At 41.1% G+C, this 21460-nt stretch carries 22 protein-coding genes and 1 other annotated feature; of the genes, 9 read left to right on the top strand and 13 right to left on the bottom strand.

All coding sequences use genetic code 11. The annotated features are described in order from the left end of the window. Positions 1-162: 162 nt before the first annotated feature. Positions 163-1506 (top strand): branched-chain amino acid transport system II carrier protein, encoded by a 1344-nt coding sequence (gene brnQ, locus AAZR19_RS03860; protein WP_041107267.1) that lies wholly within the window; start codon positions 163-165, stop codon positions 1504-1506. Between the two features lie 40 nt (positions 1507-1546). Here brnQ and ezrA read toward each other — a convergent pair whose 3' ends face one another. Next, positions 1547-3250 (bottom strand): septation ring formation regulator EzrA, encoded by a 1704-nt coding sequence (gene ezrA, locus AAZR19_RS03855; RefSeq protein ID WP_041107269.1) that lies wholly within the window; start codon positions 3248-3250, stop codon positions 1547-1549. Positions 3251-3590: 340 nt separating this feature from the next. Here ezrA and hisJ point away from each other — a divergent pair, with 340 nt between their 5' ends. Beyond that, positions 3591-4406, top strand: coding sequence for a histidinol-phosphatase HisJ (hisJ, locus tag AAZR19_RS03850; RefSeq protein WP_034624242.1), 816 nt, complete (start codon positions 3591-3593; stop codon positions 4404-4406). Here the strand turns inward: hisJ and refZ are convergent. Next, positions 4376-5041, bottom strand: a complete 666-nt coding sequence (gene refZ, locus AAZR19_RS03845; protein ID WP_434702362.1) for a forespore capture DNA-binding protein RefZ — start codon at positions 5039-5041, stop codon at positions 4376-4378. The two genes, hisJ and refZ, sit on opposite strands and share 31 nt — an antisense overlap. A 126-nt stretch (positions 5042-5167) precedes the next feature. On the opposite strand from refZ, the gene AAZR19_RS03840 reads away from it, so the two are divergent. Next, complete coding sequence (locus AAZR19_RS03840) at positions 5168-5665, top strand: GAF domain-containing protein (protein WP_046312074.1); 498 nt, start codon at positions 5168-5170, stop codon at positions 5663-5665. A 303-nt stretch (positions 5666-5968) separates the two neighbouring features. Then, complete coding sequence (gene rpsD, locus AAZR19_RS03835) at positions 5969-6571, top strand: 30S ribosomal protein S4 (RefSeq protein ID WP_024424838.1); 603 nt, start codon at positions 5969-5971, stop codon at positions 6569-6571. 288 nt (positions 6572-6859) lie between these two features. On the opposite strand, the gene AAZR19_RS03830 is transcribed toward rpsD, so the two are convergent. Further along, complete coding sequence (locus AAZR19_RS03830; RefSeq protein ID WP_017358303.1) at positions 6860-6946, bottom strand: putative holin-like toxin; 87 nt, start codon at positions 6944-6946, stop codon at positions 6860-6862. A gap of 284 nt (positions 6947-7230) precedes the next feature. Between AAZR19_RS03830 and AAZR19_RS03825 the strand changes: the two genes are divergently transcribed. Further along, positions 7231-7785 carry a hypothetical protein gene (locus AAZR19_RS03825; RefSeq protein ID WP_041107273.1) on the top strand — a complete coding sequence of 185 codons (555 nt, stop codon included), beginning with the start codon at positions 7231-7233 and terminating at the stop codon, positions 7783-7785. Between the two features lie 44 nt (positions 7786-7829). Here AAZR19_RS03825 and AAZR19_RS03820 read toward each other — a convergent pair whose 3' ends face one another. Further along, on the bottom strand, positions 7830-8396 hold the full coding sequence (locus AAZR19_RS03820; protein WP_076840284.1) for a cysteine hydrolase family protein: 567 nt from the start codon (positions 8394-8396) through the stop codon (positions 7830-7832). 210 nt (positions 8397-8606) lie between these two features. After that, a complete protein-coding gene (locus AAZR19_RS03815) occupies positions 8607-9248 on the bottom strand; it encodes an esterase/lipase family protein (protein ID WP_163114906.1) in 642 nt (213 codons plus the stop codon). 209 nt (positions 9249-9457) lie between these two features. Between AAZR19_RS03815 and AAZR19_RS03810 the strand changes: the two genes are divergently transcribed. Further along, positions 9458-9814 (top strand): antibiotic biosynthesis monooxygenase family protein, encoded by a 357-nt coding sequence (locus AAZR19_RS03810; protein ID WP_076840282.1) that lies wholly within the window; start codon positions 9458-9460, stop codon positions 9812-9814. Between the two features lie 83 nt (positions 9815-9897). On the opposite strand, the gene tyrS is transcribed toward AAZR19_RS03810, so the two are convergent. Together tyrS and acsA are read right to left on the bottom strand one after the other, a co-directional pair. Next, positions 9898-11166, bottom strand: coding sequence for a tyrosine--tRNA ligase (gene tyrS / locus AAZR19_RS03805; RefSeq protein ID WP_024424846.1), 1269 nt, complete (start codon positions 11164-11166; stop codon positions 9898-9900). A gap of 53 nt (positions 11167-11219) precedes the next feature. Next, positions 11220-11451, bottom strand: a binding site (T-box leader). A 58-nt stretch (positions 11452-11509) separates the two neighbouring features. Then, the gene (gene acsA, locus AAZR19_RS03800) at positions 11510-13234 is read right to left on the bottom strand and encodes an acetate--CoA ligase (protein WP_025092287.1); all 1725 of its coding nucleotides are present in this window, start codon (positions 13232-13234) and stop codon (positions 11510-11512) included. Between the two features lie 155 nt (positions 13235-13389). On the opposite strand from acsA, the gene AAZR19_RS03795 reads away from it, so the two are divergent. The 3 genes from AAZR19_RS03795 to AAZR19_RS03785 are packed head-to-tail and all read left to right on the top strand — an operon-like array spanning position 13390 to position 15860. Next, a complete protein-coding gene (locus AAZR19_RS03795) occupies positions 13390-14022 on the top strand; it encodes a GNAT family N-acetyltransferase (RefSeq protein ID WP_024424848.1) in 633 nt (210 codons plus the stop codon). 39 nt (positions 14023-14061) lie between these two features. Next, a complete protein-coding gene (locus tag AAZR19_RS03790) occupies positions 14062-14703 on the top strand; it encodes a CBS and ACT domain-containing protein (protein ID WP_024424849.1) in 642 nt (213 codons plus the stop codon). Continuing rightward, complete coding sequence (locus tag AAZR19_RS03785) at positions 14700-15860, top strand: acetoin utilization protein AcuC (RefSeq protein ID WP_144471399.1); 1161 nt, start codon at positions 14700-14702, stop codon at positions 15858-15860. The genes AAZR19_RS03790 and AAZR19_RS03785 overlap by 4 nt, the downstream gene beginning before the upstream one ends. Positions 15861-15904: 44 nt before the next feature. Here AAZR19_RS03785 and ccpA read toward each other — a convergent pair whose 3' ends face one another. From ccpA to murC, 6 genes are all read right to left on the bottom strand, one after another. Further along, a complete protein-coding gene (gene ccpA, locus AAZR19_RS03780) occupies positions 15905-16906 on the bottom strand; it encodes a catabolite control protein A (RefSeq protein ID WP_024424851.1) in 1002 nt (333 codons plus the stop codon). A gap of 453 nt (positions 16907-17359) precedes the next feature. Next, positions 17360-18436 carry a bifunctional 3-deoxy-7-phosphoheptulonate synthase/chorismate mutase gene (locus AAZR19_RS03775; RefSeq protein ID WP_034279528.1) on the bottom strand — a complete coding sequence of 359 codons (1077 nt, stop codon included), beginning with the start codon at positions 18434-18436 and terminating at the stop codon, positions 17360-17362. A gap of 221 nt (positions 18437-18657) precedes the next feature. Further along, positions 18658-18981, bottom strand: a complete 324-nt coding sequence (gene ytxJ, locus AAZR19_RS03770) for a bacillithiol system redox-active protein YtxJ (RefSeq protein WP_046312088.1) — start codon at positions 18979-18981, stop codon at positions 18658-18660. A gap of 33 nt (positions 18982-19014) precedes the next feature. After that, the gene (locus AAZR19_RS03765; protein ID WP_076840279.1) at positions 19015-19485 is read right to left on the bottom strand and encodes a YtxH domain-containing protein; all 471 of its coding nucleotides are present in this window, start codon (positions 19483-19485) and stop codon (positions 19015-19017) included. A gap of 26 nt (positions 19486-19511) precedes the next feature. Then, the gene (locus tag AAZR19_RS03760; protein WP_024424855.1) at positions 19512-19931 is read right to left on the bottom strand and encodes a DUF948 domain-containing protein; all 420 of its coding nucleotides are present in this window, start codon (positions 19929-19931) and stop codon (positions 19512-19514) included. Positions 19932-20154: 223 nt separating this feature from the next. Then, positions 20155-21453, bottom strand: a complete 1299-nt coding sequence (gene murC / locus AAZR19_RS03755; RefSeq protein ID WP_025092288.1) for a UDP-N-acetylmuramate--L-alanine ligase — start codon at positions 21451-21453, stop codon at positions 20155-20157. Positions 21454-21460: the final 7 nt, after the last annotated feature.

The raw sequence follows: 21460 nt of genomic DNA, 5'->3' as shown, positions 1-21460 counted from the left end.
ATTGTTCTTCATATACTAAAATAGAAAAATTCATGACTTTTGTACGAAAACACATGTTGACATCAGGCGTACATCCTTTATAATTAGTGAATGTTAATGAAGAACCGTTTTAGCAACTAATTAACAGAATATTTCAACATAATATTGGAGGCTTTATATTCAATGAAGGCAACATTGTCGACGAAAGATACGATTATTATAGGTTTTATGTTATTTGCTTTATTCTTCGGCGCCGGAAATATGATTTATCCACCAGAGCTTGGGCAATATGCCGGAACAAATGTATGGAAAGCAATGGGCGGATTTTTATTAACAGGTGTCGGTTTACCTCTACTGGGGATTATTGCGATTGCTTTAACAGGGCGTGATGCAAAAGGACTTGCAGATAAGGCTCACCCAGTGTTTGGAACAGCATTCACCGTCATTTTATATTTATCCATTGGGCCGCTTTTCGCTATTCCGCGTACAGGAACAGTTTCGTATGAGATTGGGGCATTACCATTTTTATCAAGTGTGCCAGCTTGGCTGTCTCTTCTTTTATTTACACTCGTCTTTTTCGGTATTACGTATTACCTTGCTTTAAATCCAACGAAAATCGTGGATCGTGTAGGGAAAATATTAACACCGATTAAATTTACGATCATTTTTATTATCATTGTCAAAGCCATTTTGACACCGATGGGCGTCATTGGTACACCAGATGTATCTTATAGCAACGGATCGTTTTTCAAAGGGTTTTTAGAGGGTTATAAAACGATGGATGCTCTTGCTTCTATTGTATTTGGAATTGTTGTCATCAACGCAATTAAAGGACGCGGTGTGACAAGTAAAAAGGCACTGGCTTCTGCTTGTATCAAAGCAGGTTTGATTGCAGCTGCTGGATTAGCCTTCGTTTACCTGTCACTTGCGTATCTAGGTGCTTCTAGTACACATGCCATTGGATTCGTTGGAGATGGAAGCAAAATCTTAGCACAGTCTTCTCAGTTCCTTTTCGGCAGTCTAGGAAATATTGTATTAGGTGCTGCCATCACAGTCGCTTGTTTAACAACAAGTATCGGTCTTGTCACATCATGTGGAGAGTATTTCTCGAAGTTACTTCCAAAGCTTTCATATAAAATGGTCGTGACACTTGTTACATTATTTAGTTTCATCATTTCTAACTTTGGACTTGCTCATATTGTTGCTTTCTCTGTTCCAGTCTTAACAGCGATTTATCCGCTTGCGATTGTGATCATCGTTCTATCACTTGCTGATAAATGGCTTGGACATAGAAGACCTGTATATGTCCTCTCGTTAATTTTAACAGGGTGCGTCAGCTTATTTGACGGCTTAGCAGCAGCAAAGCTTCCAATCGGTCCAGTAAAAGACATTTTCCAAACAGTGCTGCCTTTTTATGACCATGGCATTGGCTGGCTTGTCCCTGCGATACTTGGAGTCGCCATTGGGTTCGTGATCTCACTTTTCACTTCTTCTGCTTCAGAAGAACGCCAGAAACAGGCATCATAATACAAAAAAGCTGAAGTCCTATTAATGGACTTCAGCTTTTTTATTGATGCTGATATTCTTTTTCGTGCTGAGCTAATAACTTCTGAACGGCTCCAGGTGATGCTTTTTCAACAGCTGCTGCTGCTACATCAAATGAACCGTTATAATCATACGCATAAAATCTTCGCTCTGCCTCTTTTAATTGTTCTGAAAGAATATGATTTTGGCTTCTAAAACGATTGCCATATTGAATGATTCGTTCAATTTGATCCACTTTAGTGAGCATTTCTTCCGTCTCATTCACAACATGTCTCACTGTGTTGGAGGCTTCTTTTAATTGCCCATTCACAGCTGGCATGTTGAGCGGCAGATTCTCCAGCTGCTCGTGCACTTGCTGAATCATCTCCTGCGCTTTTTCAGCCTGCTCTTTCATATCAGCAGGTACACCTGGAATATTGCTTTTTTGCAGCTGACGCACTGTATCTGTCAGCATCGTTTTGAGCTCAGCCAGTGTTTCTCTCGCTTGCAGCTCTTCTTTTCTTAATGATTGAAGATGATCCTTAAATGTATCATGCAATGCTTTTGCATCATCGATAAAGGTCTCAAGCTGATTGATTTCATTCATTAATAATGAATATGCGACATGGTCACGATCAAGCTTCTCGCGAATTTGTTTCATGAGCTTTTCAATTTCTTCTAAGCGTTTTTCGAACGCCTTCTGTTGATCAAGCTCTCCGGCTGTCAGTTTGTAGCTTTCTTTTACAAGAGCTGTTTCTGCCTTTGTTTGGGTGTGATCCTGCTCGAGCTTTTCAAATGCTTCCGTCAGCTCAGGCATTTTGCTTTTGATTTCCTGACCTGCTTCTACTTCCGCTTCCAGCTGATCATACAGCGTCTGAATGGCATCATCAATCATTTGCAAAATGCTTGATGCTTCATCCAGATTGAGTTCATCAATCAGTAGTTTTTCCGCACGGGTCAGCTGTTTGTTTAAGTTCTCAAGCTCTTTAGTGATCTGGATGTGCTCGAGCTTGTAGCCTTTGTCTGTCATTTCTTTATATCCGTCTTTCAGCTTCGTCAGCTGGCCTGGTACGGTTTGTTTACAGTCTGCAATGAGCTTCGGTACATCATTGATATACAGCTGAAGCTGATCGAGTCTGCGGTCTTGCTCAAGCAAAATCTTTCTTGCTTTCATATAGTTGCCGTTTTCTGTCTCTTCTTCGTACTGCTTGATCCCTTCCCAGGCTTCATCTAAGTCCTGCTCCATTTTGTCATAAAGGGTACCGTATAAATGGCTGTACGCAAGCAGATTTTTTCGAACTGTTTGATATTGTTCTTTGACCTTTTCAATGTCCTTGCGATTTTGCTCCTCGCTTGTGACAAGGTCTGCAATCTCTTTTAAAATGTCTTCAATGTTCGAATCAGCAGCACTCAGCAAGTCCTCAATGTGCGTAAGGACCTGCTTGGCTTTGGAGAATCGATATTTATCAGAATACTCTTCTGCATCATATAATAGCTCCTCTACCTTTGGAAGATGGGCTGTGACGATATCGTCCCACTCTGCACGCCATCTTTCAAAAAATTGCTCTGTTTCTCCGGTCATTTTTAAATGTTTGATCTTTGAAATTTCTTCTACAATTGATCTGTTTAAAATTTCAATTTTCCATGCTTCCAATCGGTCAATCTCTTTATATATATTTTTTCGCAGGAAATAACCGACTGAAAACAAAGCAAGCAAAATGACAATTAAACCGATGATTAACTCCATAATGAGCCCCCTTGTTGTGATCTAAGTGATGTCAGGGTAAAAGTGTCCCGAGTAGACCTGAGAACCCTTTCGTGTCCGCTTTGCATTTGTTTTTTATAAGCAGGATCGTATGTTTTCCAATACCATCCATTCACGGTTTTATGTATGTTTTTTCAAGAAAGTATTTGTGCGCTTTCTATCATTTGATCACACGTATCAATGTGACCTGCTTTTATGTATGCGGAAGCTGTCGTTTTCATTGTTATTATGATACCATGTAACCAGCATTTTTGGTCATGATTTTTCATTATTTTCGCTGATAAACATCACGTTTTTCAAAATATCGACAAGAGGTGACGACATGCTGAAACAAGATGCACATCTACATACACCGTTTTGCCCGCACGGTTCGCTTGATTCTTTTCATTCTTATATTGAAAAAGCCATTAAAAAGGGATTTGATTCCATAACCTTTACCGAGCATGCCCCGCTGCCTCCATCGTTTCAAGATCCAACACCTGAGCAGGATAGTGCCATGAAGCTCCAAGACCTTGAAGCGTATATAACGAAACTGGCTCAGCTGAAACAAGAATACAAAGGACAATTAATAGTAAAAACTGGGCTTGAGGTTGACTTTATCAAAGAGTATGAAGAGGAAACAAGAACCTTTTTAGACTGCTATGGTCCAGAACTAGACGACGCCATTTTATCTGTTCACTTTCTTCCTGCTGGCGATGATTATATTTGCCTTGATTTTGACGAGCATGCCTTCCAGCAGCTAATAAGCATCTATGGCAGCATCGAACAGGTCTATCAAAGCTACTATGACCAAATTCATTCTTCTATTCTATCATCTTTAGGCCAATATAAGCCAAAGAGAATCGGTCATATCACCCTTGTCCAGAAATTCAAACAGCTTTTTCCATATGAAATGTCACCTGAACTTTGTCAAAAGGTCACCCTTTGCCTTGAAGAAACGGCAAAAAAAGGCATGTCCTTAGATTTTAATACATCAGGTCTTCGTAAAACATATGCCAGAAGTATCTATTTAGATCAATGGATGATTGAGCTTGCAAAAAAGAAAAAAATTCCGCTCATATTCGGCTCTGATGCCCATCAAGCGGAAGATCTCGGATATGCGTATGATCAATTCGAGGACATCATGAGGTTCAGATGAGAATCTAGTGCCGGCTCTTTTGGTTCTAACAGATAATGAAGCGAGCGGCTCAGCTCCTTAAAGTACATTTGATAGAAATACGGCTCACTTGGGTTCAAATAAAGCACCTCTGTTAAATATTGCGGCTGTAAATATGGCATCATGAGAAGTGATTTTAGCTGAAGCATAAAGGATGCGAGTGAAAGCTGCTCACAAATGACATGGGTGCTTTTTCCTTTTTCAATGATGAGCTGAAACAAATATTTTTCTTTTGTTAAATATGTCGACATGATTTCTCTGATGAGTGTCGAATCAATCGTCACCTCCCGATAAACGAAACGGGTTAATTGACGGTGCTTGTGCTGATAAGATAAAATATCAAAAACCACATGTAGTAAGCATTCTTTTGCATGACGGGTTTCCATGTGATGGAGATGTGATTCAATCATGTGAATGTAGCCTTCATAAAAATCGGATACGAGCTGCTCAAGCAGCCCTCCTTTTCCTTGAAAGTAATAAGAAATGTGGGCAACGTTGACGTTTGCTTCCTTCGCAATCTCACGGACAGAGGTTCCAGAAAATCCTTTTTGGTTAAAAAGTCTGATGGCAGCATCCATAATACGATCTTTTGTTTGCACGGTTGTTGATGTTTTCATCCGCTCACCCCTCTTCATGTGTACATACTTCAAGATGAAGGCGGAAGTTCCTTTTACAATTGCTCGACAAATCCCACATGCGAGACGCAAGTTATGTATTTTTAAGATAGAAAGTAGGAGATTTTCATGTTTCATGTCGAAAAACAGTCTGGCGATCCTTCAAAAGACTATCAATTGCTTGTCAAACAGGTAGAAGCCATTACAAATGGTGAACCTGATCTGATTGCCAACTTGGCAAATGCAGCTGCGCTACTCTATCACTCACTTCCTGAAGTCAATTGGGCCGGGTTTTATTTAGCAAAGGGCGGCGAGCTTGTGCTTGGACCATTTAACGGACTGCCTGCATGTGTGCGCATCCCTTCTGGAAAAGGCGTTTGCGGTACAGCCTTTGCGACAGGTGAAGTGCAGCGTATCGCTGATGTCCATGCATTCCCTGGACATATTGCCTGTGATGCCGCATCGCAATCTGAAATAGTCATTCCGCTCAAGGTCAATGGACAGATCATTGGGGTACTCGATATTGACAGCCCTGTGAAAGACCGCTTCAGTGAAGTAGATGAGACCTACCTTATTCAATTTACAGAAATTCTCCAACAGGCGTTATCCGTCTCTACGGATGCGTAATCATGCAGAAAAAGCAGGCACATTGTCTGCTTTTTTATGTTTCTTTATATAATGAAGAACGTCACCTTTGCCTCTAAATAGGTTGACTTCTCCTACCCAGCGTCATATAATAGAGTTTGTGTGAAATATGGCAGCCTTTTTGTTCGGCTTTTTTGTATCATTTTGTTCCTTCTATATTATGAAGGTGTATCTTGTAACTCCCTGCTGCTGGAGCGAGGATGCATGAAAACATAATGACGAAAAAGAGGAAGAACAGACGGTTTTTATTTTTCACAAATAAAAACAATAAGGAGGAGTCACATTATGGCTCGCTATACAGGTCCAAGTTGGAAGATTTCCCGCCGTTTAGGCATTTCATTAAGCGGAACAGGTAAGGAACTTGAAAAACGCCCTTACGCTCCAGGCCCACATGGTCCAGGACAACGCAAAAAACTTTCTGAATATGGTTTACAATTACAAGAGAAGCAAAAGCTTCGTCACATGTACGGTGTCAACGAACGTCAATTCCGTACACTATATGACAAAGCTGCTAAACTTCCTGGTAAACAAGGTGAAAACTTCATGATCCTTCTTGAAACTCGCCTTGACAACCTAGTATACCGTCTTGGCCTTGCTCGCACTCGCCGCCAAGCTCGTCAGCTAGTAAACCATGGTCACATCCTTGTTGATGGAAGCCGTGTAGACATCCCATCTTTCTCTGTGAAACCAGGTCAAACGATTGCTCTTCGTGAGAAATCTCAAAACCTTGCAGTAGTGAAAGAATCAGTTGAAGTAAACAACTTCGTTCCTGAATACCTTTCTTTCGATGCTGAAAAGCTTGAAGGAACTTTCACTCGTCTTCCAGAGCGTTCTGAATTAGCGCCTGAAATCAGCGAACAACTAATCGTTGAGTTCTACTCTCGTTAATTTCATTACTTCTCTAAGACAGAGCAAACAAACCCTAGATCCCTTGATTGTTCAAGGATTTCTAGGGTTTTTTGTTTCGGGTCAAACATATAAAGTAAAAGCAAATGTATGACAGTGTTTAACCGCATCCTTTTTATGTTATAATACAAATAGACTTAGCGTAAAATAAAAGAAGCCAGGATGCTGTCACATCCCGGCAATGCACAAATGCTTGGCTCAAAGTGAGCTGGCTAGAAGGTACGCAATAAATGGACCTACCCTACAAGTTGTCTAGGCTCAAAGGGTGGTCTATTTCTTTTTGTCTATATACGTCAACAAAGCAAGTATAAACATCCCAAATAAAAACATAAGGGATAATGCTTGAAAAGTTGACATAGGCGTCACCCCCTTTCAAGGGGATTTAGCCAAGACCACCTTTGAGTAAGCCGTACATTTGTACATTCTCTATTATACATGAGATTATTGGAAGAAACCTCCCATTTTCAAAAACCACTTTTCCTCGACCATCCCCTCCATTTCTACTTCAATCAAACCTGTCTCTATTTTTATATACAAATATAGGAAATATTTCATTGAAGTTCCTTTTTTCTATTGGTACAATCATGATAGATGACATATCAGTCGTATGGTCTTCTATAGTACTTAGATGGAGGAGTTCCATGTATAGTATCACGATTATTCTATTCTTACTTTTAACCTTATCAGTGATTGCCTATTCTCTTCTAAGAAAAAAACAGATTATAGATGAGCCACCCAATAGATTTGCTGCAAGTCTGTTTATCTTCCTGCTCTTTTTTTCTATCTGCTTTGTGATCGCGGTTTCAAGTGTATTGCTATACATCACCGTTCTAGGCGTGAATTTTCTTTTTGGAGAAACCATCACGTATGATTCGTTTTTTTCTTTGATCTCTTTCTCTTTGTTCGTGAGTGTTATCGTCGTTTTTTGGTCACCTGTCCTTCTATTCATAGGAAAAGGACTGGCTTATCTCCTTAAACTTCCTGTATGGCTCACTTATGCTTTGGAATGGGTGAGTTCTTGGATCGTTTTATATCTCTCTATCAAGTATGTCCTTTACTTAAACTTAATGAATGTATCGATAGGGGATGACGGCGTATTGATTTTATCATTCTTTGTCAGTTTTTTATTTATTGAGATTGATCTCGTTTACTCACGTAAGAAACAACGAAAACAATCGCTGGACACATATACTTAGCATAAAAAAAGCTCCTAGATTTCTTCCTAGGAGCTTTCAAACGTTCATTCTGGACTTGTCCATTTTGCGATGAGCTGCTCTGTTGTCATGACAGTCGCAAATTCATCATGCAGGGTTGCAAGTGAGAGCCGGTGGATCGTTTCTGGGTCAAAATATGTACCGTTTTGATCTGTTAGTCCAAATGCGGCTGTTGCATCTGAGATCAAGTACGTATCAAAGCCAAGATTTCCGCTCATTCTTGTGGTCGTTGATACGCAGTGAGGGGTTGTTAATCCTGCAATTACGACCGTGTCAATCTGATTTGACCTTAGTTGTTCCTCCAAGCTTGTACCTATAAAGCTGCTGTTGACTTTCTTTTGTATCACTGTTTCTTCCTCTAGCGGTTTAGCCATATCTTTGAAAAGGTGCCCTTCATTTGCTGGATGAAATACAGAGTCCGGATTGTCGGATGTATGCTGAATATGAATCACTTTCCAGCCTTTCTCTCGCCAAAACGCCAATAGCCTGCTGATATTTCCCTCTGCCCCTAGGTTATTGCGTTCTCCCCATTTTTCATGCTCGAACGCTTTTTGTACATCTACAATGATAAAAGCCTTTTGATTCGTTTTCACAAACGCCCACCTCCGAATATTCACATTCACTACATGTAGTGTAAGGAATGAGGATCGTTTTGTACATGTTTTTATTTGGCTATGTACGATGTTTTGTCTGTTTTTGCATCATCGTTTTGCCTCCTTTATCAATATCTCTTTTACCTAGCAGCCGCCATGTGCCAACTGACATAAAAAAAGACAGCATATGCCGCTGTCTTTTTTTGTTTTTTAATTCGTATTCTGTCCTCCGCCGTTCAGTCCTTCTTTAATATACCCTTTCACTTGGCTTGAGGTTAATAGACCGATATGGCCAACGCCATGGATCAGGATGTTTCTTGCGCCAATTAAACGAGAGAGGCTGTTGACGACAATAAGATCTGCTGAGCTATAGACGGATGTGTAAAGAATTTTTTGATTTGGATCTGTGCCTGGTAATGCTCTGCTTGAAACGAGTCCGTTTGCTCCACCAATTGTGACAACGTTCTCAATTTTATCGCCGCCATCTAGATTCTTAATATAATATAGCGTGTTCGCCCCGCCCATACTATGAGCCACAATATCTACTTTTTTGGCACCCGTTTTGTCTAACACATCTTTGACGAATCTCGATAGACGCGGACCATTGTTGCGGTTATTTCCTGTTTTGTCTATGAAATCAATAGCATATAATTGGTTTCGATCCCAGCCTTGTCCAATCAAGTAATTTTTAATAGAAAAAAAGTTATAAGAGGCACCACCAATGCCGTGCACCATCACAACTGGATTATGCTCAGCCGCCTTCACCTCTTTCGGCTGGATAAAAGCCATTGAACCAATCACCAATGCAAGCGCAATGAGAATTTGCAAACTCCTTTTCTTAACGAACATCACTTTCATTCCCCCTTATTCATCTTATACGACTCTATTTTATACAAGAAAAATATGTCAGAAAAGTGAACAAGGTAATGTTTATGAGATGATTTTACAAAAATATAAATAATCAAAAAGCACCTTGGACTTTTTTAAATTAAAACAAAAAGACTACGAGACCCTCTTTCTTTCATATATAATGTCAAATAGACAAAAGGAGGTTCTACTAAATGCTATTTACTCAAACACCTTCACCACCCTATTATGCCGTGATTTTCACATCAAAACGAACAAATGTCGAACAGAAACAATACGATGCGGCTGCTCAAAAATTGGAAGAATTAGCGAAAGATCTAAATGAGTTTCTTGGAATAGAAAGTGTACGAGATGAACATGGTGTTGGAATCACTGTCTCTTATTGGGATTCATTAGAAGCCATCAAAGAATGGAAAGCACACACAGCACATCAACGTGTTCAAAAAAAGGGGAAAAAAGATTGGTATGAATCCTATACAACTCGAATTTGTAAGGTAGAACATGCTTATACAAACAAAGATTCACTCCTTGAACAAGAAGCAGACGAATAAGCTACTTCTACATAAAAAAGAAAAGCACCTCAATGTACACGAACATTTGAGGGGCTTTTCCATGATGCTTACTGTTTCATACTTTATTTATACGTCACGAGGAAGTATTTCTTTTTCCCTCTTCTTAAAACAGTAAATTGGTTTTCAATTCGGTCGTCAGCTGAAAGAACATAATCTTTATCTGTTTGTCTCTCTCCGTTGATGGAGACAGCACCATTTGTGATATCTTCACGTGCTTGACGCTTTGATGGAGACAGCTTTGATTCCACAAGGATATCGACTAGTGTTAATTCTTCTGTGCTGCTTTTCTCCATTGATGGAACATCCTTAAAGCCTACTTTCACTTCTTCAGCTGTAAGAGATTTGATCTCACCTTTAAATAGCGCATTTGAGATGTTAACAGCCTGTTCTAGTGATTCACGGCCATGTACAAGTGTTGTCACTTCCTCTGCTAGACGGCGCTGCGCTTCACGCTTTTCAGGTGCTGTTTGCACTTTTTCTTCGTACGATGCGATCTCTTCTTTTGATAAGAACGTAAAGTATTTTAAGTATTTCACGACATCACGGTCATCTGTGTTGATCCAGAATTGGTAGAACTCGTATGGAGACGTTTTTTCTTTATCTAACCAGATGGCGCCGCCTTCTGTTTTACCAAACTTTGTGCCATCTGCTTTTGTGACAAGCGGCATCGTCAGACCGAATGCTTTTGCCCCTTCTGCTTCAGACTTACGGATCAGCTCAAGTCCAGATGTGATATTTCCCCACTGGTCACTTCCGCCGATTTGCAGCTTACAATTTTCATTTCTGTAAAGGTTTAAGAAATCTAAAGACTGCAGGATGACGTAGCTGAATTCTGTGTAAGAAATCCCTGTTTCGATACGTGAGCTCACGATATCTTTTGCCAGCATGAAGTTTACACCGAAGTTCTTTCCAATATCACGAAGGAACGTGATGACATTCATTTGGCTGATCCAGTCGTAGTTATTCACGATGACAGCTGGATTCTCGCCTGCTTCAAAATCAAGAAATTGAGACAGCTGTCCTTTGATTTTTTCTGACCACTGCTCTACGATTTCTGCTGGATTGAGTGAACGTTCTGCTTTTTTGAAGCTAGGGTCACCAATGAGTCCAGTTGCGCCGCCAACAAGAGCAATCGGATGATGACCTGCTTCTTGGAATCTGCGTAATGTTAAAATTGGCAATAGATGACCAATGTGTAAGCTGTCAGCTGTCGGATCAAAACCGGAGTATAGTTTGATTTTCTCTTCTGCTAACAATTTTGTTAAACCTTCTTCATCAGTTTGCTGCTGAATTAATCCTCTGAACGATAGCTCTTCCATCAATTGACTCATTTCCAAATCTCCTTTTTTTACAATTCAACATAAAAAACGCCCCTTCGAATGAACGAAGGGACGATATATATCGCGGTACCACCCTGCTTAAAAGACAAAAAATCTCGTCTTTTCACTTACACTGATAACGGACAGATCCGTTCTTTCACTAATCAGGGCATGCTCCTTTTCGTAAAAGCGGTTCGTGAGGGTAATTCGAATATCTCTTTGTACTGACTTGCACCAGCCGTCAGCTCTCTTCAACAGGGAAAGATCATTCTACTGAATCTCAGTCAAAACCTTTTCATATTCAACTAATGTCATTTTTAACACACTTTTGATATCAAGTCAACTGATGAAAAATTTAATCTTCCATTGTCGAAAGGTCGCCAGCAGGTAAATTCAGCTCCCACGCCTTTAGCACACGTCTCATAATTTTTCCGCTTCTCGTTTTCGGCAGTTTGTCTTTAAACTCAATTTCCCGCGGTGCCGCATGTGCTGCGAGTCCTTTTTTCACAAACGTACGAATCTCTTCTTTCAGCTCATCTGTCGGCTCATATCCACTTCTAAGCGCTATAAATGCTTTAATAATTTCACCGCGGACCGGATCTGGCTTTCCAATGACACCAGCCTCCGCAATAGCTGGATGTTCGACCAGTTTACTTTCCACCTCAAATGGACCGACCCGCTCTCCTGACGTCATGATGACATCATCGACACGTCCCTGGAACCAAAAGTATCCGTCTTCGTCCATATAAGCTGAATCTCCTGAAACATACCAATCTCCCGGCATAAAGTAAGATTCATATTTTTCAGGATTGTTCCAGATCGTATGCATCATAGAAGGCCATCCTTTTTTAATCGCAAGGTTGCCCATCCGGTATGGCGGAAGTTCATTTCCTGCATTATCGACAATCGCCGCTTCTACGCCTGGAATCGGTTTTCCCATCGAGCCTGGCTTGATGTCCATGCATGGATAATTACAAATCAGCTGTGCTCCGGTTTCTGTCATCCACCAAGTGTCGTGAATCCGTTTGCCAAAAACAGCATCTCCCCAGCGGATGACTTCTGGATTAAGTGGCTCTCCCACACTTAAGACATGGCGGAGCGAGCTGAGGTCATATTTTTGAATAAGATCATCCCCTGCCCCCATGAGCATTCTAAAGGCGGTCGGGGCACTGTACCAAACGGTTACACCGAGTGATTCAATGGTTTCATACCACGTATCAGGATTAAACCGGCCGCCTAAAATCACATTCGTCGCCCCATTTAACCACGGTGAAAAAATACCGTACACTGTGCCTGTAACCCAGCCTGGATCAGCTGTACACCAGTAAACGTCATCTTCTTTCAAGTCAAGCACCCATTTACCAGTCTGACCTTGCTGGACCATTGCACCATGGACATGAAGCACACCTTTTGGCGTACCAGTAGATCCTGATGTGTAATGAAGCAGGAAGCCGTCTTTTTCATCCATCCATTCAATCTCAAGCTCCTTTGCTGCCTCCTCAAACGCCTTTTCATAGTGAATTGTCCGCACGCCATCGACGTCTTCGTTTTCACCGCCGACAATGATGACAGATTCAAGCTTCGGAAGCTCTGCAAATGGAATTCGCTCAAGCAAATCCGGTGTTGTCACGATCACCTTAGCCTCACTATTTTCTAAACGGTCTTTGACGGCACCTTCCATAAATGCCTCAAATAATGGGCCAACGATCGCTCCAATTTTAACTGCACCAAGCAGAAGAAAATAGAGCTCAGGTGATCTTGGCATAAAGATAAACACGCGATCCCCTTTTTCCACATGTGCCTTTTCTCTGAATAGATTCCCCGCTTTGTTTGTGTTGATTTTCATATCCCTGAACGTATACTTTTCATCCCGCTGTGAATCTTTGTAGTGAAGCGCCACCTTGTTCTGACGAAACGAGTCCGCATGTCTGTCAATCGCTTCATAGGCTGCATTTATTTTTCCTGTTTCATACCAGGAGAAGTTTTTTCTAGCTTCCTCCCATGAAAAATCTTTGTATGCCTGCTCATAATCATTTAAATGATAATCCCCTTTTACTGATGGTAGCGTTTCCAATTTCATCAAACAGTCCCCCTTTGCATACGTTTACAATGACCATTATAGTATAGATGACTTTTTTTCTCAATTTTTAAAAAACTTCTGATGAAACCGTTTTAATTATTGCAAGATTTAAGATAGAATAGAGACGACTCACTAGAATTAGGGGCGGTGGATACGTGGAGCATCCTAAAACTTATTATTCAAAAACCATTGAGCGAGAAACAGGTTCCATCCTGATTGAAGGACCGGTACCTGCATCAGAGCTTGCGAACTATACGTTTCATGAAGGACTAACGGCATTTCGCACGCCTGAGGAACAGAAACAAGCACTTGTTGAAATAGCAGATCTTCCAGAAGGACGTATTATCATTGCAAGAGCGAATGAGCTCGTCGTAGGCTATGTCACGTATTTGTATCCTGATCCACTTGAGCGCTGGTCAGAGGGCAAAATGGACAATTTAATTGAGCTTGGCGCGATTGAGGTCGCTCCTCCATTTAGAGGATGCTCACTTGGCAAGCATTTGCTTGATGTGAGCATGATGGATGAACAAATGGAGAATTACATCATCATTACAACTGAATATTACTGGCATTGGGATTTAAAGGGGACAAAGAAAAACGTTTGGGAGTACCGCAAAATGATGGAGAAAATGATGAACGCAGGCGGTCTTGTCTGGTTTGCAACAGACGAGCCAGAAATCAGCTCACATCCAGCCAATTGTTTAATGGCCAGAATTGGGAAACATGTGAGTCCTGATTCGATCGAGCGTTTCGATCGTCTTCGCTTCCATCAGCGCTTTATGTATTAACGTTCAATTCGTTTTTTTGGCAAAGGGGATTGGTAAACAATGATGATTGAACAAATTATGGAGCGTGATGTGATCACGCTGCGAAAAACCGATACGATTGAAGAGGCCATTCAAAAAATGAGTGCACACCACATCCGGCATATTCCGATCGTATCTGATCAAGGATCTGTCATTGGGATGGTGACAGACCGGGATATTAAAAATGCCAGTCCAAGTATTTTTGAAACAGAGAAAAGGAAGCTCTTTATTCAGCGGCCGGTAGAAGAGATCATGGTATTAGAGACAATCACTGCTCACCCGCTTGATTTCGTTGAGGAGATATCAAGTGTCTTTTTTGAGCACGGAATTGGCTGTCTTCCAGTGGTGAGACGCGGCAAGCTTGTAGGCATTATCACAAAAACAGATCTGCTTCGTACGTTTGTAAGACTGACAGGTGCAGATCAGCCTGGGTCGCACTTAGAGGTTGAAGTGGAGCAGATGACAGAAGGCCTCGCAGACATTACAGCCATTTTAAAGGAGCAGCATATTCAATTGCTGAGTGTGCTTGTGTACCCGCATGCCAATGAGGCATCTAAAGTGCTCGTCTTCCGCCTTCAAACCATTCATGCAGATCATGTGACGAAGCTGATTCGCGCAAAAGGCTATAAGGTGCTCTGGCCTATGGAGCAGACGATCAAATGAAGGAAGCGACCTTTGTTTTTTCACCATCTTTTCAAACGTACCAATTTAACCAAGATCATCCCTTCAATCAGCTTCGGGTCTACTTAACTTATGATCTTCTTCAAAAAATGAAGGCGTTAACAGAGGATGAAATCATCGCACCGCGTATGGCTACTCTGGAGGAATTAAAGCTCGTCCATACAGCAGATTATATCCAGGCTGTGCAGCTGGCAAGTGAAGGAAAGCTGTCTACAGCAGAGGGTGAACGCTACGGTCTTGGCACTGAAGATACACCGATGTTCGCAGGCATGCATGAGGCGGCATCTCTCCTTGTTGGCGGAACATTAACAGCGGTTGATCAAGTGATGCTCGGTCATTCGCAGCATGCCCTCAATCTTGGAGGCGGGCTTCACCACGGATTCAAAGGGCGTGCATCTGGCTTTTGTATTTATAATGACAGCTCTGTGGCGATTCAATATATTCAAAAGACTTATGGCGCTAGAATTTTATATATTGATACGGATGCTCATCACGGCGATGGTGTCCAGTTCAGCTTCTATGACGACCCAGAGGTATGTACAGTCTCCATTCATGAAACGGGACGCTACTTGTTCCCTGGAACCGGACAAGTACAGGAAAGAGGCCACGATAAAGGCTATGGCTACGCCTATAATATTCCGCTAGATGCATTTACTGAAGATGAATCGTTCCTCGAAGCATACCAAACAGCAGTGACTGAAATTGCTGCTTTTTTTAAACCAGATGTGATTTTGACGCAAAACGGGGCAGATGCTCACTACTATGATCCGTTAACTCATTTATCTGCCACGATGAAAATATATGAAGAAATTCCTAGACTTGCCCATGAACTTGCTCATCAATATTGTGACGGCAAGTGGATCGCTGTTGGCGGAGGGGGATATGATATTTGGCGCGTCGTTCCAAGAGCGTGGAGCCGCATTTGGCTTGAGATGAAAGGCATTACACCGCCAGATGAGCTCCCTCAGGACTGGATTCAGGCATGGAATAAGCAATCGCCTGTTACCCTTCCATCCACGTGGAGAGACCCTAACGATTTATATCCACCGATCCCAAGAAAAGCAGAAATCACAGAAAAAAATGCTCAAACAGTAGAAAAAGCACTCATGCCTGTTAGAAGAGAAAAGAAAAAGGCATAAGAAAAGCAGGCTTTCCCTCATAAGGTAAGCCTGCTTTTTTTGTTTTATTTTGTTGATTGTCTTTCTTCAATTCTGTGCGGAAGCTCAACAATTTGATCGTCCACTTGTTCTTTGTTCATCAGTTTTGTGAGCAGTCTCATGGCAACAGCACCAATATCATATGTTGGCTGAACAACTGTTGTCAGCTGAGGACGCACCATGAGAGAAAGTCTTGTATTATCAAAGCCAATCACTTCTAAATCTTCAGGAATGGAGACCCCTCTGTCTTGTGCTCCGTGAATGACACCTAGTGCCATTTCATCTGTAGCTGCGATAACAGCTGTCGGTTTGTCAGACTGCTCAAGCAGATGAGCAAGTGCTTCAATTCCAGAGTCATAAGAGTAATCGCCTTCAGCGACAAGTGCATCGTCAAACGCGATACCCGCTTCTTCAAGCGCACGCTTATAACCTGCTAGCTTTCTCACGGAATTAATTGGTTCTGACATCGGACCAGAAACAAACGCAATTCGTTTATGTCCTTTTTCAACTAACAGCTGAACGGAATCATAAATCGCCTGCTCATAGTTGATGTTAACAGATGGTGTTTGAGCCTGTTCTTCAACAGATGCTGCAAGCACAATCGGTACAGGAGAGCGCTTAAATTCTTCCACATGCACATCTGTGATGTTTCCGCCCATAAAGACAATTCCGTCTACTTGTTTGCCAAGCATCGTATTTAACAAATGAAGCTCTTTATCCGTATTTTGATCTGAGTTGCTTAAAATGATGTTGTATTTATACATCGTGGCGATATCTTCAATACCGCGTGCTAATTCCGAATAGAAGATACTAGAAATATCAGGGATGATGACCCCAACTGTCGTTGTTTTTTTACTTGCAAGGCCTCGTGCCACTGCATTCGGACGATAGCCAAGGCGATCAATCGCTTCAAGCACCTTTTTTCTTGTTGTTGGTTTTACGTTTGGATTACCATTTACTACGCGTGATACCGTTGCCATACTTACATTTGCTTCTCTTGCTACATCATATATTGTAACATTATTCACATAAATCACTCCTTCAAATACACTTCATATCTATAGCATTCACCAATTGGATAGAGACATGTCAGATACGAGGAAAATAATATCCTATTTGTCATTAAAACGATGAAAAGAGACACATAATTTTTCAATCTACATCAAAATGACATTCTTTTATGAAATTATACACGTTTTTTTGTCATATGAAAACGTTCCCTTTCTTTTTATAACTAAATTAAACAAACTTTAATCAGCTTGTTACCTGTAATTTGAATCATATTTCATAAAAAATCATCGAGAACGCCAGCTATGACAATGATCTTAGCAGATTCTATCGAATTTTAAAAATGAAAACATTGTGAACAAGCACTTTTTGGGCTTGCAATGTGCTTTCTTCCTTTCATTCCCAAACCTCATGGTATTTTTTCCATAAAAAAAACCGCCGGGCAGTCATCCGGCGGCTATTTCTATCTATGATTACGCGTGAATATTGACAAGTGGTCTTAACGCATCTAACCATTTTTCGAATTGTGGAATGTCCATTTGCTGCGCTGAATCAGATAGAGCAACAGATGGATCTGGATGTACTTCTGCCATGACACCGTCTGCTCCAATCGCAAGAGCTGCTTTTGCTGTTGGAAGGAGAAGATCTCTACGTCCAGTTGAATGCGTCACATCAACGAAGACTGGTAAATGTGTCTCTTGTTTCAAGATTGGCACTGCAGAGATATCTAGTGTATTTCTTGTCGCTGTTTCGTATGTGCGGATACCGCGCTCGCAAAGGATGATTTGATCATTTCCTTGGGCGATGATGTATTCAGCTGCATTGATGAATTCTGAAATGGTCGCTGCAAGACCGCGTTTTAAAAGAACTGGTTTCTTCACGGAACCGGCTTCTTTTAACAGTTCGAAGTTTTGCATGTTACGTGCCCCAATTTGGATGACATCGATATGCTCAATCGCTTCTTCAATATGAGCAGGATTGACAATTTCACTAATGACAGCAAGACCGTATTCATCCGCTACACGCTTTAGAATCTTTAGACCATCTACACCAAGTCCTTGGAAGTCATATGGACTTGTGCGAGGTTTAAATGCGCCACCGCGAAGTAGTTTTAATCCCTGCTGTTTCGCTGCTGCCGCTACTTCTGCGACTTGCTCGTAGCTTTCAACGGCACATGGTCCAACGATGAAACGCTGCTTTCCATCACCGATCGCTTCCCCATTGATGTTCACGATTGTGTTTTCTGGTTTTTTCTTACGAGAAACAAGAAGTGCTTTGCTGTGGTCATCTTCTTGAAGCTCTAGACCTGCTTTGAAAATCTCTTTGAAAATATGTTGAATCGTTGAGTTTTCAAATGGCCCATCATTTTCTTCAAGAATTTGGTTCAGCATTGTGCGCTCTCTGACAGGATCATAACGGTTGACACCTTGCGCTTCTTTTGCTTTTCCAATTTCTTTGACAATGTTTCCTCTTTCATTGATCAGTTTTAGAATTTGAAGATTTAGTTCATCTGCTTGCTGCCTCAATTTTTCTAGTTCATTGTTGCTCATTTTTGTCATCCTTTCCTCTGCCTGCTCTCGCTTTTTATTTTTTCATTCTTGCATGATAGGGTTTATTATAAACAAAGATTTCGGAATTGTCACGAAAATTTTCTTTATTACCCAAACGCTTTTAAGCGATAAAGTATTGTATGTAAGATTATAGCATACTTTTCGTTCAAGTAAACCTTTTTTATAAAAAAAACGTCAGCCGCTGCTGACGTTTCTTTCTTTTACAGATTATGTTCAAGCGCTTCTTTTGTAATGCTTGAGTGAGAAGCATGCCATTTTACTTTTCCACCGCTAAAAACGAGTGCCTGCGGACTTTCGTGCTTTACACCCGATTTTTCAGCCACGTAGGATGAAAGCTCTCTCGTGTTTTGAATTTGCAAGAAATAAGTTGGCACGTCTTCATGTGCAGACGCAAATGCTTCAAACTCTTGAAAAGCCGCTTGGCTGATCGGACATGTCAAACTGTGCTTAAAAAAGACAAAGGTCCCATCTTGATTCGTTAGTTGATCAAACTGTTCTTCTGTTTCAATGAGTTGTTTTGACATGATGTTCTCCTTCTTCACTTCGAGCAGTGAGAGTTAGCCTTTAGTAGATTGTTCTACTTTTTCTTTAACATCTTTGATGCCGTCTTCAATTTCTGATTTTGCTTCTTGTGCTCTTACTTTTGCTTCATCTGCTACATCAGATGCTTCGCTTGCCAAATCCGCTGCCCCATCTTCTGCTTCATTTTTCACGTGATTAGCTTTTCCAGCCGCACGCTCTTTTATGTCTTTCACTTTGTCTAAAATCTGGTTTGACTGCTCTGCTACAAGCTGAGACAATTCAGACGTTTTATCTTTCGCAATCGTCACATATTCAGTGCCTCTTTCTTTTGCATCTGTTGTGAGCCGGTCTGTTTTTTCTTTTAACGCATTCGCTTGGGTGTTCAAATCATCGCGAAGCTCTTTCCCTGACTTCGGTGCTAAAAATAATGCTGTTGTTGCACCAACAATTCCACCAATAAGTGTTCCGATCAAAAAGTCTTTGCTATTGATTCCGTCTTTGCTCATGATTATTCCTCCTATGCGAATATGGTTTATTTTTGGTGTTTACGCTGTTTCCATTTTTTATAAATTTCAAGTGCTGCGTTACTCCAGCTTACCACATCCGTCACTTTTTCTTGATTTCTTTCAACGGATGAAGAAACCGCACCAGCTGCCTGCTTTATGCTTGTATTAAATTGGTTGATCGAGCCGCCAATTCCCTGCACCGCATCCACAACTGTGTTAAGTTTTGCTGATTTGTCTTGAATATCTTCAGCAAGCTGATTCGTCTTATGTAGCAACTGTGCTGTCTCTGTGGTGATCCCTTGCATCTGACCTTCAAGACCTTCTAAAGTTGATGCAACATTCTTTAAAGTCAGCTGTAAGGATTTTAATGTTTTGGACAAATAGATGACAAGAATGAGGAAAGCAATTGCGATCAGTGCAACGCTTAGATATAGAATAATAATCATCTGATACCTCCTTTGCTGCGGGCATATTCAATTCATTACCCTCTCGTTGTATCATTCAAACATCGCCTAGAATGACCGATTGAATAATAATTCTACACTTATTCGCTAATTCCTGTCCACAGCGAACGAAAAAAAGCGCCACATGTTGACACATTTAGCCCTTTTGTCACATTTTATTCAAAATAAAAAAAGTGCCGTGTGAAACGGCACTTTTTTAAAGCATTTATACAGCGACTTTTTCATAAGCACGCAAATACTTCTGAATGTCTCCTGCTCCCATAAAGATCAGAATCGCATCTTCGTGCGTTTTCAGCACAGATGTATCTTCTTCCTCAATCAATTGGGCCTGCGGGATTTTTTCTCGTAAATCTTCAATGCTCAGCTTCCCAATGTTTTCACGGGCTGAACCGAAAATATCACAAAGGTAGACATAGTCGGCTTTCTTTAGACTGTCAGCAAATTCACTTAAGAATTGCTGTGTACGTGTGAACGTATGCGGCTGGAAGACAGCCACAATATCACGGTCCGGATATTTTTGGCGAGCTGCTTCAATCGTGACTTCAATTTCAGTTGGGTGATGTGCATAATCGTCAATTAAGACCTGCTCACCAACCACTTTTTCATTAAAGCGTCGTTTCACACCGCCAAATGTCGTTAATGCGCCTTTGATAAGCTCTACATCAATGGACTCATAGTGACATAATGCAATGACAGCTAACGAGTTGAGGACATTATGATTTCCGTAGGCAGGAATGTAGAAGGTATCATAAAACGTATTGCGTACAAATACATCAAATGTGGTACCTTCCGTATTTTTCACAACATTGCGTGCTTGGAAATCATTTTCTTCGTTGAAACCGTAGTACACAACAGGTACCTTCGCTTGAATCTTTGGCAGATGCTCATCATCACCGCAGGCAATAATGGCTTTTTTCACTTGAAGCGCCATGTTTTGAAACGCATCAAACACGTCATCAATATCCGAGAAATAATCAGGGTGATCAAAATCAATATTGGTCATGATCGCATAATCTGGATGATAGCTGAGGAAGTGTCTGCGGTATTCGCATGCTTCAAAGACAAAATACTCGCTGTTTTCTTTCCCCATTCCAGATCCATCACCGATTAAGTACGAAGTAGGTTTGGCTGCCTGCATGACGTGAGCAAGCAGTCCTGTTGTCGATGTTTTGCCATGAGCACCAGTAATCGCAACGTTTGTGAATGAATCCATGTATTCTCCAAGGAATTTATGGTAACGAATGACAGGAATCCCTTCAGAAAGGGCACGTTCAATCTCAGGGTGTGTATCAGGGAATGCATTTCCTGCGATGACCGTCATCCCTGGCTGAATATTATCTGGGTCAAATGGTAGAATTTTAATATTTCGTTCTTCTAATGCTTTTTGTGTAAAGATATGTTTTTCGATATCCGATCCTTGGACAGTATACCCAGTATCATGAAGAATTTGGGCCAGTGGACTCATACCTGTCCCTTTTATTCCAACAAAATGATAAACAGTCATAATTGTA

This window comes from Bacillus sp. Je.9.29.b (assembly GCF_051129925.1).
Taxonomy (GTDB): Bacteria; Bacillota; Bacilli; order Bacillales; family Bacillaceae; genus Bacillus; species Bacillus safensis.
The sequence above is the reverse complement of the archived record's forward strand: the minus strand, read 5'-3'. Positions and strand labels throughout refer to the sequence as shown.